This window comes from Micromonospora sp. DT53 (genome assembly GCF_049841535.1).
In the GTDB taxonomy this organism is placed as follows: domain Bacteria; phylum Actinomycetota; class Actinomycetes; order Mycobacteriales; family Micromonosporaceae; genus Micromonospora.
On the sequence record NZ_JBNCKM010000002.1, the window covers coordinates 636,766 to 654,454 of the forward strand.

A 17,689-nucleotide genomic window follows, 5' to 3' on the forward strand; every position below is an offset into this window, starting at 1 on the left:
GTCGGGTCGCGTAACGTCCGCCTCATGCCGACCATGCCGAAGTCGATCTTCTGGTCCCGAACGGACACCGCCGGCAGCGAGCAGGTCCTGTTCGACGACGGCCACGGGTTGGCCGCCCGGGGCACCCTGCTCGCCGTGGACCCGATCCCGTGGACCGCCCGCTACCAGCTGACCACCACGCCGGACTGGGCCACCACCCGGGTCGAGGTCGAGGCCGAGGGGCGCGGCTGGCTACGTCGGGTGACGCTGGAGCGGGCTCAGGGGCGGTGGCGAGTGACCACCGCTGAGCAGGGCGACCTGGACGCGGCCCTGGTCGCGGCCGGTCATCGCCGGGCCGGTCTGCCCGGCACGGACGACCCGGATCGGCTGGCCGACGCGCTCGACGTCGATCTGAGCGGCTCGCCGCTGTTCAACACCCTGCCGGTCCATCGGCTCCGGATGGCGGCCGAGCCGGCCGATGTGGCACACCGGATCACCGTCGCCTGGGTGCTGCTGCCCGGCCTGGAGGTGGTGCCGGCCGAGCAGATCTACACCGGGCTGGGGCCGGGCCGGGTGCGCTTCGCGAGCGGCACCTTTACGGCCGACATCGATCTGGACGACAGCGGCTACGTGGTGCGCTACCCCGGGCTGGCCGAACGGATCGACCCACGCTGATCGATGCCGCGCCCAGGCCCGCCAGGCCCCGCTGACTGCGCCAGGCCCACCGGACCCCGCTGAGCGGTTCAGGCGGGCCAGGCCCCGCTGGCCAGGAAGCGGTCGATCGTGGCCAGGTGCGGGGTCAGGTCGAGGCCCTGGGCGGCCACCCAGTCGTCGGCGTAGTACGTGTCGGCGTACCTGTCGCCCGGGTCGCAGATCAGGGTGACCACCGAGCCGGTCCGACGCTCGGCGAGCATCCCGGCGATCAGGCCGAACGCGCCCCACAGGTTGGTGCCGGTTGACCCGCCCACCCGACGGCCGAGCAGCGCCGATCCGGCGCGCATGGCGGCCAGTGACGCCGCGTCCGGCACCTGGACCATCCGGTCCACCACCGAGGGCAGGAACGACGCCTCCACGGTGGGCCGGCCGATCCCCTCGATGCGGGAGCCCTTCCCGGTTCGTACCGACCAGTCGGCGGCCAGCCAGGCCGGGTAGAACGCCGAGTTGTCCGGGTCGACCACGCAGAGCTTGGTGGCGAGCCGGCGGTAGCGGGCGTACCGGCCGATGGTGGCGCTGGTGCCCCCGGTGCCCGCGCCCACCACGACCCAGGCGGGGATCGGGTGTCGCTCCAGTTCCAACTGCGCGTAGATCGACTCGGCGATGTTGTTGTTGCCCCGCCAGTCGGTCGCCCGCTCGGCGTAGGTGAACTGGTCCATGAAGTGCCCGCCGGAATCCTCGGCGAGCCACCGGGCCTCGACCACCACGCTTGCCGGGTCGTCCACCAGGTGGCACCGGCCGCCCTGGAACTCGATCTGCGCGATCTTCTCCGGCGAGGTGGAGGCGGGCATCACCGCGATGAACGGCAGGCCCAGCATGCGGGCGAAGTACGCCTCGGAGACCGCCGTGGAACCCGACGACGCCTCGACGATCGTGGTGCGCGGCCCGATCCAGCCGTTGCAGAGCCCGTAGAGGAACAGCGAGCGCGCCAGCCGGTGCTTCAGTGAGCCGGTGGGGTGGGAAGACTCGTCCTTGAGGTACAGGTCGATCCCCCATTCCCGGGGCAGCGGGAACGGCAGCAGGTGGGTGTCGGCGGAGCGGTTCGCGTCCGCCTCGACGGCGGCGATCGCCTCGGTCACCCAGGTCCGGCTGGCTTCGTCGCACCGGTCGAGATGAGTCACGCTCGGAAACCTAGCAAGCAGGTCAGCGGTGGCCAGCGCCGGTACGAGGTGGTCAGGCCGCGGGCGGGCCGACCGGTTGGGGGCGGTTCTCCCACTTGGTGGAGAGCGCGATGGCGGTACGGGTGGAGGCGACCCCTGGCGTCCGGTTCAACCGCACGATCAGCTGCTCCAGCTCGGCGATCGTGCCGACCCGCGCCTTGAGGAGGAACGACTCCACGCCGGCCATGAAGTAGCAGGACTCGATCTCGGGCAGCACCCGCAGCGACTCGAGCATGTCGTCGGTGTCGGCACCGGAGTCCTCGACGATGCCGATCAGCGCGGTGACACCCAGCCCGATCGACTCCGGAGCCACGTCCGCGCGGTAGCCCCGGACCACCCCGCTGCTCTCCAGCTTGCCGACCCGTTCGTGCACGGCCGGGGCGGAGAGGCCCACCTGGCGGGCCAGCTCGGCGTACGAGAGGCGCGCGTTGCCGCGCAGCAGGTCGACGAGGCTCAGGTCGATGGCATCCACAGAGAGTGACCCTAACCGCTCGCGCGTAACGTGCGGCCTTCGGCACCCGTTGGACTGAGCGGTGAGTCACTGTTCATAAACCGCCGGTCAGGGCAGAGGTAGCACCAGTAACATTACTAACTCCCCACTCAGTGCATTTTTCGCGTTTGGGCGGACAGGCCATGTCCCTGGTGCTGTAATTGCCATACGTCCCTCATGACGGCTCTGGGCTACGCACCAGCCGGGGGCAGTGTGTTCAGCCGGGGGCTTCGTCGACGCGAGGAGGGGGCTGTGGACACTGGAGATCGCCTGCTGACACCGGGTGAGGTCGCCGCGCTGTTTCGGGTAGACCCGAAAACTGTGACGAGATGGGCGGCGGCCGGCCGGATAGGAAGCATCCGGACTCCAGGCGGGCATCGCCGGTTTCGGGAATCCGAGGTGCGAGCCCTGCTTGAGGGGGAGGGCATGCTGGACGAGGTGGATGAGGTCGGAAAGCCACGCAATGTGGGGCCGGCCGCATCCACGGGGCCGGGTCCGGCCAACGCTGGCATGTACTGAACTGGTGCGGACAACGACACGCGGACCGGACACCAGTCCGGTCCGCGTCCCGCTTCGGCCGACCGCTGGCACGAACGGGACGGCTCGGCGCGAGCGGAGGGCTCAGCTTCGGGCTGCGCCGAGCTGACCGGACCACCGTCGGAACAGGGTGTGCGGGACGCCGAGCGCGTCCAGCACCTTGCCGGCCACGAAGTCGACCAACTGCTGCGCGCTGGCCGCCGCGCCGGCGCCGTAGAAGCCGGGGCTGGCCGGCAGCACCACCGCGCCCGCGTCGTGCAGCGCGATGAGGTGCTCCAGGTGGCTGCGGGTCACAGGTGTCTCCCGGGGGACCAGCACCACGGGCCGGCGTTCCTTGAGGTTGACCTCGGCGGCGCGCTGCAACAGGTCCTTGGAGAGCCCGATCGCGACGCCCGCGCAGGCTGCCGTGCTGGCCGGGACGACTGCCATGCCGCGTACCCGGTAGGAGCCGCTGCTCGGCCCGGCGGCCAGGTCGCCGGCCGGCCAGTGCCGCACATCCGCCGTGGTCAGGTCCCGGTCTAGCCAGGCGGCGAGGTCCTCGGCCCAGTGCCCGTCCCGGAAGGGTCGGCCGGTCTCGTCGAGCACGGTGAGGCGCGCCGCCCGGGACACGATCAGGTCCACCGGCTCGCCCGCGTCGAGCAGTCCGCCGATGACGGCCGCCGCGTACGGCGTACCTGAGGCACCGGAGACCCCGACCACCCATGGTTCCCGCATGCCCCCAGCCTGCCTGGTCCGACTGGTTCGCTGGTGGGCACCCCCGGGGTTGGTCGGGTCCGACATGTCGGGTGGGGCACCTGCGCATCCCGCCGACCTGAGATGCTGCCGCTGGCGATTCGCACCGGAAGCATCTCGCGGAGGAGGCATCGGTGACGACCGGCGAGATCCTCCGGGCGCTGCGTGCTGAATGTCCGGTCCCGTCCCGGCTTCCACCACACGCCGATCGTGTGCAGGACTGGCTCCTCGGTCTGCTGCCCGAGCTTGGCCTCGCACTTGACGACGCCGCGCTGCACCGACTGTCCCGGGGAGCCTTCGCCCGGTACGCCGGACGGCTCTACCCGGAGGCGACCGAAGCCGACCTGCGGGTGCTGGCCGCGCTGTTCACCTGGTTCTTCCTGGTCGACGACGCCTGCGACGGGCCGAACCGGTTGACCCCGGAGCAGATCCGGGCGCTGCGCAACGGCACCCTGGCGCTGCTGCACGACGGCACCCGGCTGCGGCAGACCGGGTTGACCGGCCCACTACGACGACTGCTGGTGCTGGCCTGGCGGGAGCCGCGCCGCCGGATGCCGGCCCGGTGGCGGCGGCGTTTCGCCGACGCGGTGGCCCGGCACCTCGACGGCACCTGGCAGGAGGCGGTCAACAAGGAGGCCGGCCGCCGACCCAGCGTCGACGAGTACGTGGAGCTGCGGCGGTCGACCTCGGCGGCGGAGGTGTCGTACCCGCTCGTGGAGTTCGTCAGCGGTCGGCCGCTGCCCGACCCGGTCTACCACCACCCGCTGCTGCGCCAGATCGCCCGCACCGGCAACGACCTGCTCTCCTGGTACAACGACCTGGCCTCGCTGGAACGGGACCGGGTGACCGCCGGCGGGCACAACCTGGTCCTCGCCATCGAGACCGAACTGGGGGTTCCGAAGGCGGAGGCGGTCGAACGGGCTGCCGAGCACTGGCGGGAGGCGATGCGGCGCTTCGTCGCGTTGCGCGCCGCGGTGCCGTCGTTCGGCCCGACGCTGGACAGGGCGGTCGCCGACCATCTCGACGGTGTCGGGTACGCCGTGCGCGGGACCATCGACTGGACCTTCGAGAGCGCCCGCTACCCGGTCAGCGCCACGCCGCCGTCCTCGGGCGCGTAGCCGAGCCGGATCACCCGGCTCAGGGCCGCAGGCCGAGCCGGATCACCAGGTCGAGCAGGGCGAAGAGGAACAGTGCGATGCCGACGAACCCGTTGGCGGTGAAGAACGCCCGGTTGACCTTGCTGAGGTCGGTCGGGGTGACCACCAGGTGCTGGTAGGCGAACGCCACAGCGGTCAACGCCAGCCCGATCCACCAGAGCCAGCCGAGACCGATCAACGCACCGAACCAGATGAACAGCGCGAAGGTCACCACGTGCGCGACCGTGGAGGCGTGCAACGCGAAGCGTCGACCGTACCGGGCGGGCACGCTGTGCACGCCGATCTCCCGGTCGATCTCGGAGTCCTGACAGGCGTAGATCAGGTCGAAGCCGCCGATCCACAGCCCGACGGCCGCGCCGAGCAGCCAGGCCGGCCCGGAGCCGTCCAGGGTGCCGGTGACCGCCAGCCAGGCGCCGACCGGCCCGACCGCCTGGGCGACCCCGAGGATGGCGTGCGGCCAGTTGGTGAACCGCTTGGCGTAGGGGTAGACGACAAGCGGCACCACGGCGAGCGGCGCGAGCACCAGGCAGAGCGGGTTGAGCAGGGCGGCAGCGACGAGGAAGACCACGAGCGCGACGGCCGCGCCGGTCCAGGCCGTCCGCACGCTCACCGCTCCGGTGACCAGTTCCCGACCGGCGGTACGCGGGTTCCGCGCGTCGATCTGGCGGTCGAGGATCCGGTTGGCGGCCATCGCGAACGTCCGCGCCCCGACCATCGCCACGGTGATCAGCAGCAGGTCGAGCCACCGCACCCGCCCGCCGTTGACCTGCATCGCGGCCAGCGCCGAGAGGAACGCGAACGGCAGCGCGAACACGGAGTGCTCGACGGCGACGAGCTTCAGGAAGGACTTGGTCCGGCCCGGCTTGGTGGCCGGTGCGTCGAGGACGGCCATCAGATTCCGTACTCCTTCCAGCGCTTGTCGACCAGGGCCGTGACTTCCGGGCTCATGCTCATTTCCTCCGGCCAACCGCGGGTGTAGCCCTCGGTGGGCAGCTTGCGGGTCGCGTCGACGCCGGCCTTGCCGCCCCAGAACTGCTGGTACGACGAGTGGTCGAGGTGGTCCACCGGGCCCTCGGTGAGCAGCAGGTCACGCGCGTAGTCGACGTTGCCGAAGGCACGGAAGGCGACCTCGTTGTAGTCGTGCACGTCGCAGTCCTCGTCGACGATCACGATCAGCTTGGTCAGCGACATCAGGTGCGCGCCCCAGATCGCGTTCATCACCTTCTGCGCGTGCTTCGGGTAGCGCTTGCGGATGGAGACGATCGCGCAGTTGTGGAAGACGCCGGCGGCCGGTAGGTCGTAGTCGACGATGTCCGGGATCATCAGCTTGAGCAGCGGCTGGAAGATCCGCTCGGTGGCCTTGCCGAGGCCGTGGTCCTCCTGCGGCGGCTTCGAGGTGACGATCGAGTGGTAGACCGGCTTGCGCTGCATGGTCATCGCCTCGATGTGCAGCACGGGGAACGGCTCGACGGGCGTGTAGAAGCCGGTGTGGTCGCCGAACGGCCCCTCGGGCAGCCGCTCACCCGGCTCCAGGTAGCCCTCCAGCACGATCTGCGCGTGCGCCGGCACCTGCAACGGCACGGTGAGGCAGTCGACCATCTCCACCCGCTCGCCGCGCAGGAACCCGGCGAACAGGTATTCGTCGATGTCGCTGGGCAGTGGCGCGCTGGCGGCGTACGAGACGACCGGGTCGCAGCCGATCGCGACCGCGACCGGCAGGCGCTGCCCGAGCCGCTCGGCGACCGCGTGGTGCGCGGTGGAGTCCTTGTGGATCTGCCAGTGCATGCCCAGGGTGTTGCGGCCGTGCTGTTGGAGCCGGTAGAGGCCGAGGTTGCGCTTGCCGGTCTCCGGGTGCTTGGTGTGGGTCAGCCCGTAGTTGTGGAAGATCCCGCCGTCGTCGGGCCAGACCTGCAACCCCGGCAGCCGGTTGAGGTCGACGTCCTCACCCCGGTAGACGACCTCCTGGCAGGGGGCGGTCTTCACCTTGCGCGGCGGCACCGACTTGAGCTGCATGACCTTGCCGAGCCCCTCGCGGATGCCCGACCAGCCGACCGGCAACTCCGGCTTGATCAGGGCGCCGATCCGGGCGCCGACCTCGTCCAGCGAGTCGACGCCGAGGGCCATCGCCATCCGCTTCTCGGTGCCGAACAGGTTGATCGCCACCGGCATCTCGCCCCGGGTCGGACGCTCGAAGAGCAGCGCCGGGCCGCCGGCCCGCACCGTACGGGTGACCACCTCGCTGATCTCCAGGGTCGGATCGACCGGGACGTCGATCCGGCGCAACTCTCCCGCGCGCTCCAGCGCCGCGAGAAAGTCCTTGAGATCGGTGTACGGGAAGCCACGAGCCGCCATGTCGCCAAGTCTCCCGCACCGGCTCCCGCGCGGCCCAAGCCGGGTGCTGTGACACTCGCGATCCCCCGACGCCAACCGCAGCCCGGGTCTTGATCGACTCGTCTTTCAGGAAACCGCGGGGTCCCAGGCCCCAGGACACCGCGACTTCCAGGAAGCCGAGTGGATCAAGGAGGCGCGACCCGCACCTCGCGGGCATGGCGGGCGGTTGAGCGGGTAGCCGGGCAGGCGGCGGCCGGACGACAGAGGGCACGCGGCCGGACGACAGAGGGCACGGGCGGACGGCGGACGGAGGCGGCGATGGGCGGGGAGCGGGTCCCGGCGGGGTTCACCGAGCAGCGGGCGCGGGTCGGCCAGATCACCATGAACTACGTCCGTGGTGGCACCGGCCCGCCGCTGGTGCTGTTGCACGGCTATCCGCAGTGTTGGTACATGTGGCGGCACCTGCTGCCCGAGTTCGGGCGCTCGTTCGACGTGGTCGCGCCCGACCTGCGCGGCTTCGGGGGCAGCGACGCCCCGGACGGCGGCTACGACAAGAAGACTGTCGCCGCCGACCTGCACGGACTACTCGACCAGCTCGGCCTGGTCAGTGACCTCCGGGTGGTCGGGCACGACCTGGGGACCATGGTGGCGTACTCGTACGCGGCCGCCCATCCGCAGCGGGTGAGTCGGCTGGTGCTCAGCGAGGCGCCGATCCCCGACGAGAGCATCTACACGTTTCCGGCGCTCACCTCGGCCGGGCCCGGGGTGTGGAACTTCGGCTACTTCTCCATCGGCAACGGGCTTCCGGAGGCCCTGGTCAGCGGGCGGGAGTCGCTCTGGGTGGACAGGTTCACCGACGCGCTGATGGTGCGCAAGGGCAGCATCGCCGCGCCCGACATCGAGGAGTTCGCCAGCCATCTGCGCGACCCGGCGCATCTGCGAGCCAGCTTCGCCTACTTCCGGGCGTTCGAGCAGGACATTGCGGACAATGCGGCGTACCGGGCCACGAAGCTGACCATGCCGGTGCTGGCCGTCGGGGCGGCGGCCAGCCTGGGTGGGCAGGTCGCCGAGCAGGTTCGCCGGTACGCCGACACGGTCCGCGGTGAGGTGATCGAGGGCTGCGGGCACTGGCTGTACGAGGAGCGCCCGGACGAGATGCTCGCCCTGCTGCGGGACTTCCTTCAGACGGCCTGAGCGGGGCTCTTCGGTCAGGCTGCCGGTGCCCAGGCGTGGGCGGCCAGCGGCGGGTCGAGCGGCGCGCGGGTGAGCCGGTTGGCGAATGTGGACATCGTGTACGCGCCGACGCCGAGCACCACGTCCAGCGCGTGCCGGCGCTGGTAGCCGGCGGCCAGGAAGTCGTCCAGCTCGTCGTCGGGCACCGCGCCCCGGTGCTCGAGCACGGCCAGCGTGAACCGGCGTAGCGCCTCCAGTCGCGGCTCGGGCAGCGCCTCGCCGGCCCGCAACGCGGTGATCAGCTCGGCGGTCGCTCCGAGCTGGGTGAGCTTGCCGGTGTGCAGGGCGACGCAGAAATGGCATTCGTGACTGGTAGAGACCGTCAGGATGACCACCTCCCGGTCCAGCGGGGCGAGGTCGGTCTGCTCGAAGCCCGTGCTGGCGGTGAGGAAGCCGGTGAGCAACTGCGGCGAGTCGGCCATCAGCGCCACCGGGGTGGGCAGCCAGCCGAACCGGCCGCGTACGCCCTCGATGGCTCGTCGGGCGGCGGCGGGCGCGGTTTCGGCGGTGTGGGCGGTGAAGACGGACATGGTTACCTGCTTTCCACAGTCTGGATCGGGGGACGTTACGATAGTCAACGTGGTTGACGAAATAGTAAACGTGGTTGTCGAACATGGCAACCACTGATCCCGCGCGCCCCGGCTTCGCGCTACCGCTGCTGCTGTTGGCCGGCTTCCGGACGCTCATCGACGACCTGCACGCCGAGCTGGCCCTGGAGGGGCATCCGGAGCTGCGACCGCTGCACGGGTTCGTGCTCCAGGCCGTCGGCGCGGACGGCACCACCGCCACCGAGCTGGGCCAGCGGCTCGGCATCTCCAAGCAGGCCGCGGGGAAGACCGTCGACCGGCTGGTCGCCGTCGGCTACCTGGAGCGGGTCGACGACCCCTCCGACGCCCGACGCCGGCTGGTCCGGGTGACCCCGCGCGGTGCCGACGGGCTACGCCGCTCGGCCGAGGTCTTCGACCGGCTACGCGCACAGTGGGTCGACACGCTGGGCCCGGAACGGGTCGCCGCGATGGAAGACGACCTCGGCAGGATGGCCTCGGCCAACTGGTTCCGGCTCGACGTGCCCGGCTGGTTCGGCGGCTGATCGCTGACTGCCGACCGGCTGCCCGGTGCGGCGGCTGATCGCGGGCTGCCGACCGGTTGCCCGGTGCGGCGGACGGTCAGCGGGTGCGGGCCAGCTCGACGAAGGCCCGCCACGCGGCCGGGCTGAAGGTCAGCAGGCCGCCGTCGCGGTCCTTGGAATCGCGGACGTGCACCTGGCCGGGCAAGTTGTCGGCGACCTCGACGCACGCGCCGGCATCGTTGCCGCTCCGGGTGGACTTGCGCCAGCGGGCTCCGGTCAGATCCATGGCTTCACGATCTCCTCGAGCAGGTCGATCGACTGCTGCCGGGGCAGCGCGTCACTGCGCAGACTCTCCCACCTTCCGAGCAGGGTCGCCACCTCGTTGATGTCGTCCACGGCGGTGCCGCCGGTCTGGTTGTCGAGGAAGCCGAGCCAACTGCCGTCGGCGGTGCGGCCGAGGATGAACGGCCCGAAGAGGCCGGCATGCAGGCCCACGCCCTGCGGCAGCACGTGCACCCTGATGTGCGGACGGCGGGCGCACGCCACCAGGTGCCGCAACTGACCGGCCAACACCCCGGCGCAGCCCTCCGCGAAGCGCTGCAACGCGGCCTCGTCGATCACGGCGGTGAGCTGCGGCGGGTGCTCCCGGTCGAGGATCGTCTGCCGCTCCAGCCGGGCGGCCACCAACTCCTCCACCCGCTCGGCGGTCAGCCCCAGGTCGAGCCGGAACACCGCACGGGCGTAGTCAGCCGTCTGCAACAACCCGGGAACCATCGTCGCGCCGAAGCAGCGCAGTTGGGTCGCGACCCGCTCGACCTCCAACCAGGGACGGAACCAGATCGGCTCGCCCTCGCGCCGACCCAGGTCTCGGAGCGAGGTCAGCAGGCCGCCGGTGTCGAGCACCTCGTCGGCCCGGGTCAGGTACGCCTCGTTGGGCGCCGCATGCCCCAGCTCGACGGCCGACACCATGGACGGCGAGTAGTGCGCCCGTTTGCCGTACTCCTCCTGAGTCAGCCCGGCCGCGAGCCGCGACCGCCGGAGCTGCTCCCGGATCAGCGCCGCCGTGGACACCACTGTGGTCACTGCGCCCCACCTTCCGCCGCGAATGGTGGGTCACCCGACCCACCTGCCGAACGGTAGCGAGCACTCAACGCTGCGTCACCCCATGACGCGCATATCGGGGGGTAACGCGAGCCGCGAGCCGGCCTGACCGTCCGGCTCGGCGGCCGCCAGCGCAAGATCCACTCGGGTTTCTGAAGGCGCGGCGTCCCAGGGCGCAGGACACCCCCACTTCCGGAAAGCCGAGTGGATCAACGTGCGACTGGGCGAGCGGGACACCGATCAGCGGCCGAGTCAAGCTCGGCAGACACATCTCACCGCGCCTCGCCGAACGGCGGGACGCGGGACGCGGGAGCAGAGTGAATGCATGTCGGACGCGTACGTAGTCGGCGACCCGGACGGGTTGTCGCCCCTGCTGGTCGAGCTTCGCGACGCCGTCGCCCGGGAGCTGCACACCCAACTGGCGATGCGCGGCGAGCGGATCGAGCTGGCCGACCTACCGGAGGTGTCCTACCAGGTCACCGTCCAGGTCGAGCGAACGTTGCGGGCCTGGCGACCAGCGCGGCAGACGCTCCGGTGACCGTGAGCTGACCAGAACTGGCCGAACAATGCGGGCCGGTCACGGACGAATCCGTGACCGGCCCGCGTCGCGTTACCAGATTCAGTCCAACCCGCCGTACGAGTGCAGGCCGGTGAAGAAGATGTTCACGCCGAACAGGTTCATCAGCATGGTGAGGAAGCCGAGCACCGCGATCAAGGTGGCCACGTTGCGCTTGACGCTTGGCGTCGCGCGGGCGTGCAGGTAGCCGGCGTACACCACCCAGGAGATGAACGCCCAGGTCTCCTTCGGGTCCCAGCCCCACGGCCGACCCCAGGCCGCCTCGGCCCAGATGGCACCGGCGATCACCGCGAAGGTGAAGATCGGGAACGCGAAGGCGTGCAGCGCGAAGGTCAGCCGTTCCAGGCCCACCGCGGCGGGCAGCCGCTTGGCCAGGGTGTACGGGAAACTCCGCTTGCCCTGCTCGTACCCGTTGCGCATCAGGAAGCCGACCGCCGGCACCACGCCGAGCAGGAAGATGCCGGACGCGAAGACGATCGTCGAGACGTGGATGACGAACCAGTACGAGTTCAGGGCCGGCACCAGCGGCACGATCGGCACGTACAGCACCAGCTCGGCGGTGGCGACCAGCAACACCATCACCAGGGTGAGGAAGAGCCCGAGCTTGCGCAGCGACTGTCGCTTCGAGAGCACCACCAGCCAGGCGGCGACCCCGATGAACGTCACCGTGAGCACGAACTCGTACATGTTGCCCCAGGGCATCCGGTCGGCGGCCAGCCCACGGGTCACCAGCGCCGCCAGGTGCAGAGCGGCGGCGACCGCGGTGGCGCCCACCCCGATCAGACCCGCGAGCCGGGCCCGCCCGGCGGAGCGGTCGGCCGTGGGCGACGCCGGGACCGGCGCGGGCGGCGTCGGGACGACACCGCCGCCGGCACCTACCAACTCGCGCACCGGAGCCGCCGTGGCGACCCGGGTACGCACGTTGCCCAACGCGTACTCGACGGCGTGGCCGATCATCGCGACCAGGTACGCCAGGATCGCGAAGGTCACCAGATTGTCGGAGAGTGCGGACATCACTCGGCTCCTTCTCGCACGCCGGCCCGGTCAGCGGAGTCAGCGCCAGCACCAGCCCGTTCGGCACCGCTGACCGCGGCGACCAACTGGGTGAACTCGTCGGCGAACCCTGGATAGTCGGTCCGCGGCAACCCACCGACCTCCATCAAGCTACTACCGCTCGTCGGAGATCCCTCCCCGGGGTCGGCCGGCACCACCCGGAAGAACACCCGGCGGCGCTTCCCGAACAGCGAACCCATCAGCCCGACCAGCAGGACGCCGCAGCTGACCAGCAGCATCGTCGAGCCGGGATCGTGCCGGATGGAGAGGGTGACGTACCGCTCGGTGCCCAGGAACTCGACAGTCGTGCCGTCGTCCAGCTTCCAGGTCTCGCCCTTGCGGAGCAGCTTGGTGCCGACCTCCTTGACCTTGCCGGCCCGCACCTGCCGCTGGTCGAGTTGGTAGACCGAGCCGGGGATGCCGGCGTCCAGACCGAGGTTGCCCCGGTAGGCGACCAGGTTCAGCGCCGGGTTGCGCTCGGTCGGGTACTGCGACCGGACGAACGGCGCCTGCTCGGGTGCCGTGGGCAGGTAGATCCCGGTGAACGCCATCTGCTGGTCCGGTGCACGCTGGCCGGTCGCCGGGTCGACGTTCGCGTCCGGGAAGGCCGCCAGCCCCTCGCTGGTCAGGCCCATGTCGCCGGTGGTCAGGAACGGCTCGTCACTGACCTGGCTGTTGCCGAACCGGTCGGTGTAGCGGATCACCGGGGCGTACCCGTGGCCGAGCAGGTAGACGCTCGCGTCGTTCAGCCGCAGCGGCGAGTTCACCGAGAAGTCGGCGCTGCGGGTCGGCTCGTCCGGGCCGTCGACGGTAACCGTGGCGTTGAAGAACTCCGGCTGACCGGACGGCAGGAACCGGGCCTGGAAGTCGTCCAGCCGCAGGCAGAAGCGGGGCAGGTCGGCGCTGTCCACCTGCGGGCCGAGCTTCGCCTCGGCGTACTGCTGGCGGGTGTTGCAGAACGCGTTGTCCGCGCCGGCCACCAGCAGCCGGTTGCCGCTCCAGCCGTACCAGGAGCCGAGCGCCACCCCGATCAGCACCGCGATCAGCGAGGTGTGGAACAGCAGGTTGCCGGTCTCCTTGAGGTAGCCCTTCTCGGCGGAGACCTCGTCGCCGCGCACCTCGACGCGCCAGCGGCGCTTACGCAGCGCCTCGGCGATCTGCGCCGCGCCACCGGGCGGGGCGGGCAGCACCGTGTGCTGCGGCAGCCGGGCCATCCGCTTCGGCGCGGCCGGCGGCCGGGACCGCAGCGCGCGGACGTGGTCGCGCAGCCGGGGCGTGATGCAACCGATCAGGGAGATGAACAGCAGCAGGTAGATCGCGGAGAACCAGACCGAGCCGAAGACCTCGAACGCGCCGATCCGGTCCAGTCGGGGGGCCCAGTCCGGGTGGTCGACGAAGTACTTGTTGACCTTCTCCGGGCTGATCCCCCGCTGCGGCAGCACCGAGCCGGGAATGGCGGCGATCGCCAGGAGGAAGAGCAGGATCAGCGCCGTACGCATGCTGGTGAGCTGCCGCCACGAGTTGCGCAGCAGGGCCAGCAGCCGGTTGGGCCGACGGCGTGGCGCGGGCGCCACGGTCTCCGGTCGGTCGTCGACGACAGTCATCAGATGCTCACCTCGCCCACCCCGACGGTGGTCTGCAACCAGATCACGAAGCTCTGCCATCCGCCGGTGACCAGGGCCAGACCAATCAGGATGAGCAGGGCGCCGCCGACCCGGGTGACCCAGCGGCTGTTGCGCCGGACGGCGCGGAAGACCCCGAGCAGGCGTTCGAAGCCCAGCCCGAAGACGACGAACGGTATCCCCAACCCGAGGCAGTACGCCACGGCGAGCACCACCGCGCGGTCGCTCTGGCCGCTGGCGGTGGCCATGCCCATCACCGCGCCGAGCGTGGGACCGGTGCACGGCACCCAACTGAGCGCGAAGACCGCCCCGAAGACAGGTGCGCCGAGCAGCCCCGCCGACGGCAACCGGGAGATCCGGAACTCCCGTTGCAGGGCCGGGATCATCCCGAGGTAGCTCAGCCCGGCCACGATGATCAGCACGCCGACGCCGATCTGCAACTCGCGCTTGTAGTCGAAGAACACCCGGCCGATGCTGGCGAAGAGGATCGCGGTGGCCACGAAGACGACTGTGAAACCGCCGATGAAGAGCAGCGTCCCGGCGAGCACCCGGCCCTTGACCGCGCCGACCCGCGCGACCCGCTCCTTGACCGCGACACCTCCGGTGCCCGGAGCGGGATCGGCCTCCGGCGCCCGGCCCTCCAGGTCGGCGCCGGCCAGACCGGTCACATACGACAGGTAACCGGGGACGAGGGGAAGCACGCACGGGGAGAGGAAACTGACCAGGCCGGCGAGCGCCGCCGCGCCGATGGCGAGCAGCAGCGGCCCACTGAGGGCCAGTTGCTGGAAGGTCTCGCCCATCAGTTCGACGCCGGCTTCTCGGCGGCGACCCGTTCGACGATCGGCCGTAGCTCGTCCTGGGTCACGGCGCGACGGATCACCACGGCGATCCGGCCGTTGCGGTCGAGGACCACTGTCGCAGGTGTCGTGTTGGGCGGGATGTCGAAGTTCAGCGCCTGACTGCTGGACGGGTCGAAGATGCTCGGGTAGGTGGCCCGCCCCTGCTCGAAGGCGATCGCCTTGTCCTTGCTGTCCTGCACGTTGACGCCCAGGAAGGTGACCCCGGACGCCTTGGTGGCCTGGTAGGTGGCCTCCAGGTCGTCGGCCTCCGCACGGCAGGGCGCGCACCACGAACCCCAGAAGTTGACGACCACGACCTGCCCGCGCGCCTGGGAGACGTCGTACTGGCCGCCGGTGAGCAGTTCACCGACCACCTTGGGGGTCTTCGACCGCTGGTCCTGCGCGCAGGTGATCGTCAGGCCGTCGCTGGTGCAGCGCTTCTCCCCGCCACCCCCGAAGGAGCAGCCGACCAGCGCCACCGCGGCGACGGTGGCGAGCAGGCCGGCGGTCCACCTCCGGGCGTTCATCAGGCCCCCTTGGCCGTCCGGGCGGTCGCGGAGAGAGCGATCAGGTGCGCGGCCGGCTCGCTGTAACCGATGCCCGCGACCTTCGCACCGTCGAAGTGGAACGAGGTGAGGCTGGCCAGCCCGCACTGCCGCTTACGCGGGTCGTGCCAGAGCCGCTTGCGCTCCACGTGGCGACGCAGCGTCCAGATCGGGAGCTGGTGCGACACCAGCACCGCCTCGCGCCCCTCGGCGGCGACCCGGGCGGCGTGCACGGCGGCGAACATCCGCTCGGCGATCACCCGGTACGCCTCACCCCAGGACGGAGTCACCGGGTCGCGCAGCACCCACCAGTTGCGCGGGTCGCGGAACGACCCGTCACCCGGGGAGACCTTCTTGCCCTCGAACCAGTTGGCGCTCTCGATCAGCCGCTCGTCCACCCCGACCGGCAGCCCGAACTGGGCGGCGATCGGCTCGGCGGTCTGCTGGGCGCGCTCCAGCGGACTGGCCACCACGTGCACGATCTCCCGCTCGGCCAGGCCCTGCGCAGCGGCCTTGGCCATCTGCACGCCCAACTCGGACAGGCGGAAACCCGGCAACCGGCCGTAGAGGATCTGGTCCGGGTTGTACACCTCGCCGTGCCGAAGCACGTGAACCACAGTCTTACTCACCGCTGCGCTCCCTCTGTTCGCGACTGCGGGGCTCGCAAACCCGGCTCACTCCTCGCGCTCACGCTAACCCCCGTGACCAGCCGCTGCCGCCGCGTTCGCCGCCGTCGGCAGCGCGTCGGCAATGTGTTCCAGAGCGGCGTCGTCGAGCGCCGTCGACACGAACCACGACTCGAACGCGCTCGGCGGCAGATACACCCCGGCGGCGAGCATCGCGTGGAAGAACGCCTTGAACGCCGGCACCTGCTGGGTGCGCGCACTGTCGTAGTCGACCACATCGGCGTCGGTGAAGAAGACCGAGAACATGCTGCCCGCGTACGACAGTCGGTGCGGGACCCCGGCGGCGGCCAACGCCTCGGACGCCAACTTGCCCACGACGGCGGCCGTCTCGTCGAGGCGCTGGTACAGCGCGTCGTCGGCGAGCCGCAGCGTCGCCAGACCGGCGGCGCAGGCGAGCGGGTTACCCGAGAGGGTGCCGGCCTGGTAGACCGGGCCGGCCGGCGCGAGCCGCGACATGATGTCCGCGCGCCCGCCGAACGCCGCCGCGGGCAGGCCACCACCCATGACCTTGCCGTACGTCCACAGGTCCGCGTCGGAGGCGTCGAGGCCGTGCCACCCGGCGCGGGAGACCCGGAACCCGGTCATCACCTCGTCCACCACGAGCAGGGCGCCGTGCGCGTGCGCGATCCGGGCCAGCTGCTGGTTGAAGCCGTCGCGGGGGGCCACCACGCCCATGTTGCCGGCGGCGGCCTCGGTGATCACCGCGGCGATGTGCGGGCCCTCGGCGGCGAAGACCTCCTCGACGGCCCGGATGTCGTTGTACGGAAGAACTATCGTCTCGCTGGCCGCCGCGCCGGTCACGCCTGGCGAGTCGGGCAGGCCCAGGGTGGCCACGCCGGAGCCGGCGGCGGCGAGCAGCGCGTCGACGTGGCCGTGGTAGCAACCGGCGAACTTGACGATCTTCGAGCGGCCGGTGAAGCCACGGGCCAGCCGGATCGCCGACATGGTCGCCTCGGTGCCGGAGTTGACCAGGCGGACCTGCTCGACAGGGGTCCGGTCGACGATCTCGGTGGCCAACTCCACCTCGGCGGGGGTGGGCGTGCCGAAGCTGGTGCCCCGGGCCGCAGCCGCCTGGACGGCCTCCACCACCTCCGGGTGGGCGTGCCCGAGGATCAGCGGACCCCAGGAGCAGACCAGATCGACGTAGCGGCGGCCGTCGGCGTCGTACAGCCACGGGCCCTCACCACGGACCATGAAACGCGGGGTGCCGCCAACCGCCTGGAAGGCGCGCACAGGAGAGTTCACCCCGCCCGGCACGATGGCGCGGGCGCGGTCGAACAGGGCCTCGGAGGCCGGCGCGTCGGCTGGGTAGCGGCCGGATCCGGCGGAAAAGATGTCGGTCACGATGCCGCCATTGTGACAGCGCCGGACGGTCAACAAGCAGCCACCCCGTGCTGGGGTTACCCGGCTCACCAATGATCTGCGCTCGTCAGCGGCGGTGACGCGGGGGCCGCCGGGCCTGGACGGCGACGCCTCGCGGCCTCGACAGGCCAGGTCGGTCGGATCGCGCTAGGCTGACCGGGTGGATCGTGCCGAACTGTCCATCACGCTACACCGGACGGGCGACGAAGCAGTGCTGCGCCTAGCCGGTGAGATCGACATGCTCACGGCGGCGCAGCTCTCCACCGTCGTCAACGAGGTGCTGGCCGACCCGCCGCCGAAGATCGTGCTCGACCTCGGCGGCGTGACCTTCTGCGACTCGCAGGGCCTCGGCACCCTGGTCGTGCTCAGCCGCAAGGCCAGCCACGCCCAGAGCCTGCTGATGCTGACGCACGTGGGCGACTTCCTGATCCGCGTGCTGGACATCACGGGCCTCCGCAGCGCCCTGATGATCCGTAACGACCAGCCCACCGGCTGAGCCGCC

21 protein-coding genes are annotated in these 17,689 nt (G+C 70.9%); 7 read left to right on the top strand and 14 right to left on the bottom strand.

Annotated elements, in window-relative coordinates; all coding sequences use genetic code 11:
* Nucleotides 1-24: 24 nt before the first annotated feature.
* Nucleotides 25-654, top strand: coding sequence for a putative glycolipid-binding domain-containing protein (locus tag ACLQ3B_RS08775; protein ID WP_425779002.1), 630 nt, complete (start codon nt 25-27; stop codon nt 652-654).
* A gap of 68 nt (nt 655-722) precedes the next feature.
* Here ACLQ3B_RS08775 and ACLQ3B_RS08780 read toward each other — a convergent pair whose 3' ends face one another.
* On the bottom strand, nt 723-1,814 hold the full coding sequence (locus ACLQ3B_RS08780) for a PLP-dependent cysteine synthase family protein (RefSeq protein WP_425779003.1): 1,092 nt from the start codon (nt 1,812-1,814) through the stop codon (nt 723-725).
* 52 nt (nt 1,815-1,866) lie between these two features.
* Complete coding sequence (locus ACLQ3B_RS08785) at nt 1,867-2,325, bottom strand: Lrp/AsnC family transcriptional regulator (protein ID WP_030486226.1); 459 nt, start codon at nt 2,323-2,325, stop codon at nt 1,867-1,869.
* A 270-nt stretch (nt 2,326-2,595) separates the two neighbouring features.
* Here ACLQ3B_RS08785 and ACLQ3B_RS08790 point away from each other — a divergent pair, with 270 nt between their 5' ends.
* The gene (locus ACLQ3B_RS08790) at nt 2,596-2,862 is read left to right on the top strand and encodes a BldC family transcriptional regulator (RefSeq protein ID WP_007454516.1); all 267 of its coding nucleotides are present in this window, start codon (nt 2,596-2,598) and stop codon (nt 2,860-2,862) included.
* Between the two features lie 102 nt (nt 2,863-2,964).
* Here ACLQ3B_RS08790 and ACLQ3B_RS08795 read toward each other — a convergent pair whose 3' ends face one another.
* Nucleotides 2,965-3,594 (bottom strand): UbiX family flavin prenyltransferase, encoded by a 630-nt coding sequence (locus ACLQ3B_RS08795; RefSeq protein WP_425779005.1) that lies wholly within the window; start codon nt 3,592-3,594, stop codon nt 2,965-2,967.
* Between the two features lie 152 nt (nt 3,595-3,746).
* On the opposite strand from ACLQ3B_RS08795, the gene ACLQ3B_RS08800 reads away from it, so the two are divergent.
* Entirely contained in the window at nt 3,747-4,730 is a 984-nt protein-coding gene (locus ACLQ3B_RS08800; protein ID WP_425779007.1) for a terpene synthase family protein, read from the top strand.
* Between the two features lie 19 nt (nt 4,731-4,749).
* Here ACLQ3B_RS08800 and mqnP read toward each other — a convergent pair whose 3' ends face one another.
* Together mqnP and ACLQ3B_RS08810 are read right to left on the bottom strand one after the other, a co-directional pair.
* Entirely contained in the window at nt 4,750-5,661 is a 912-nt protein-coding gene (mqnP, locus tag ACLQ3B_RS08805) for a menaquinone biosynthesis prenyltransferase MqnP (RefSeq protein WP_425779009.1), read from the bottom strand.
* Entirely contained in the window at nt 5,661-7,121 is a 1,461-nt protein-coding gene (locus tag ACLQ3B_RS08810) for a menaquinone biosynthesis decarboxylase (RefSeq protein ID WP_425779011.1), read from the bottom strand. The genes mqnP and ACLQ3B_RS08810 overlap by 1 nt, the downstream gene beginning before the upstream one ends.
* Nucleotides 7,122-7,418: 297 nt before the next feature.
* Here ACLQ3B_RS08810 and ACLQ3B_RS08815 point away from each other — a divergent pair, with 297 nt between their 5' ends.
* A complete protein-coding gene (locus tag ACLQ3B_RS08815; RefSeq protein ID WP_425779013.1) occupies nt 7,419-8,294 on the top strand; it encodes an alpha/beta fold hydrolase in 876 nt (291 codons plus the stop codon).
* A gap of 14 nt (nt 8,295-8,308) precedes the next feature.
* On the opposite strand, the gene ACLQ3B_RS08820 is transcribed toward ACLQ3B_RS08815, so the two are convergent.
* The gene (locus ACLQ3B_RS08820; protein ID WP_425779015.1) at nt 8,309-8,863 is read right to left on the bottom strand and encodes a carboxymuconolactone decarboxylase family protein; all 555 of its coding nucleotides are present in this window, start codon (nt 8,861-8,863) and stop codon (nt 8,309-8,311) included.
* Nucleotides 8,864-8,946: 83 nt separating this feature from the next.
* On the opposite strand from ACLQ3B_RS08820, the gene ACLQ3B_RS08825 reads away from it, so the two are divergent.
* Nucleotides 8,947-9,423, top strand: a complete 477-nt coding sequence (locus ACLQ3B_RS08825; protein ID WP_425779017.1) for a MarR family winged helix-turn-helix transcriptional regulator — start codon at nt 8,947-8,949, stop codon at nt 9,421-9,423.
* Between the two features lie 76 nt (nt 9,424-9,499).
* On the opposite strand, the gene ACLQ3B_RS08830 is transcribed toward ACLQ3B_RS08825, so the two are convergent.
* Nucleotides 9,500-9,688 carry a DUF397 domain-containing protein gene (locus ACLQ3B_RS08830; protein WP_425779019.1) on the bottom strand — a complete coding sequence of 63 codons (189 nt, stop codon included), beginning with the start codon at nt 9,686-9,688 and terminating at the stop codon, nt 9,500-9,502.
* On the bottom strand, nt 9,679-10,485 hold the full coding sequence (locus tag ACLQ3B_RS08835) for a helix-turn-helix domain-containing protein (protein WP_425779021.1): 807 nt from the start codon (nt 10,483-10,485) through the stop codon (nt 9,679-9,681). The genes ACLQ3B_RS08830 and ACLQ3B_RS08835 overlap by 10 nt, the downstream gene beginning before the upstream one ends.
* A 343-nt stretch (nt 10,486-10,828) precedes the next feature.
* On the opposite strand from ACLQ3B_RS08835, the gene ACLQ3B_RS08840 reads away from it, so the two are divergent.
* Nucleotides 10,829-11,041: a hypothetical protein gene (locus ACLQ3B_RS08840; protein WP_425779023.1), complete on the top strand. Its 213-nt coding sequence runs from the start codon at nt 10,829-10,831 to the stop codon at nt 11,039-11,041.
* 81 nt (nt 11,042-11,122) lie between these two features.
* On the opposite strand, the gene ccsB is transcribed toward ACLQ3B_RS08840, so the two are convergent.
* From ccsB to hemL, 6 genes are all read right to left on the bottom strand, one after another.
* Nucleotides 11,123-12,094, bottom strand: a complete 972-nt coding sequence (ccsB, locus tag ACLQ3B_RS08845; RefSeq protein WP_425779025.1) for a c-type cytochrome biogenesis protein CcsB — start codon at nt 12,092-12,094, stop codon at nt 11,123-11,125.
* Nucleotides 12,094-13,737, bottom strand: coding sequence for a cytochrome c biogenesis protein ResB (gene resB, locus ACLQ3B_RS08850; protein WP_425779027.1), 1,644 nt, complete (start codon nt 13,735-13,737; stop codon nt 12,094-12,096). The genes ccsB and resB overlap by 1 nt, the downstream gene beginning before the upstream one ends.
* Nucleotides 13,737-14,555, bottom strand: a complete 819-nt coding sequence (locus ACLQ3B_RS08855; protein WP_425779029.1) for a cytochrome c biogenesis CcdA family protein — start codon at nt 14,553-14,555, stop codon at nt 13,737-13,739. The genes resB and ACLQ3B_RS08855 overlap by 1 nt, the downstream gene beginning before the upstream one ends.
* Entirely contained in the window at nt 14,555-15,121 is a 567-nt protein-coding gene (locus ACLQ3B_RS08860; RefSeq protein ID WP_425779031.1) for a TlpA family protein disulfide reductase, read from the bottom strand. The genes ACLQ3B_RS08855 and ACLQ3B_RS08860 overlap by 1 nt, the downstream gene beginning before the upstream one ends.
* On the bottom strand, nt 15,121-15,768 hold the full coding sequence (locus ACLQ3B_RS08865; protein WP_030486212.1) for a histidine phosphatase family protein: 648 nt from the start codon (nt 15,766-15,768) through the stop codon (nt 15,121-15,123). Before ACLQ3B_RS08865 ends, ACLQ3B_RS08860 begins: the two co-directional genes overlap by 1 nt.
* Before the next feature lie 63 nt (nt 15,769-15,831).
* On the bottom strand, nt 15,832-17,169 hold the full coding sequence (hemL, locus tag ACLQ3B_RS08870) for a glutamate-1-semialdehyde 2,1-aminomutase (protein WP_425779032.1): 1,338 nt from the start codon (nt 17,167-17,169) through the stop codon (nt 15,832-15,834).
* A gap of 178 nt (nt 17,170-17,347) precedes the next feature.
* Here hemL and ACLQ3B_RS08875 point away from each other — a divergent pair, with 178 nt between their 5' ends.
* Entirely contained in the window at nt 17,348-17,683 is a 336-nt protein-coding gene (locus ACLQ3B_RS08875; RefSeq protein WP_088951070.1) for an STAS domain-containing protein, read from the top strand.
* The last annotated feature ends 6 nt before the right edge of the window (nt 17,684-17,689 follow it).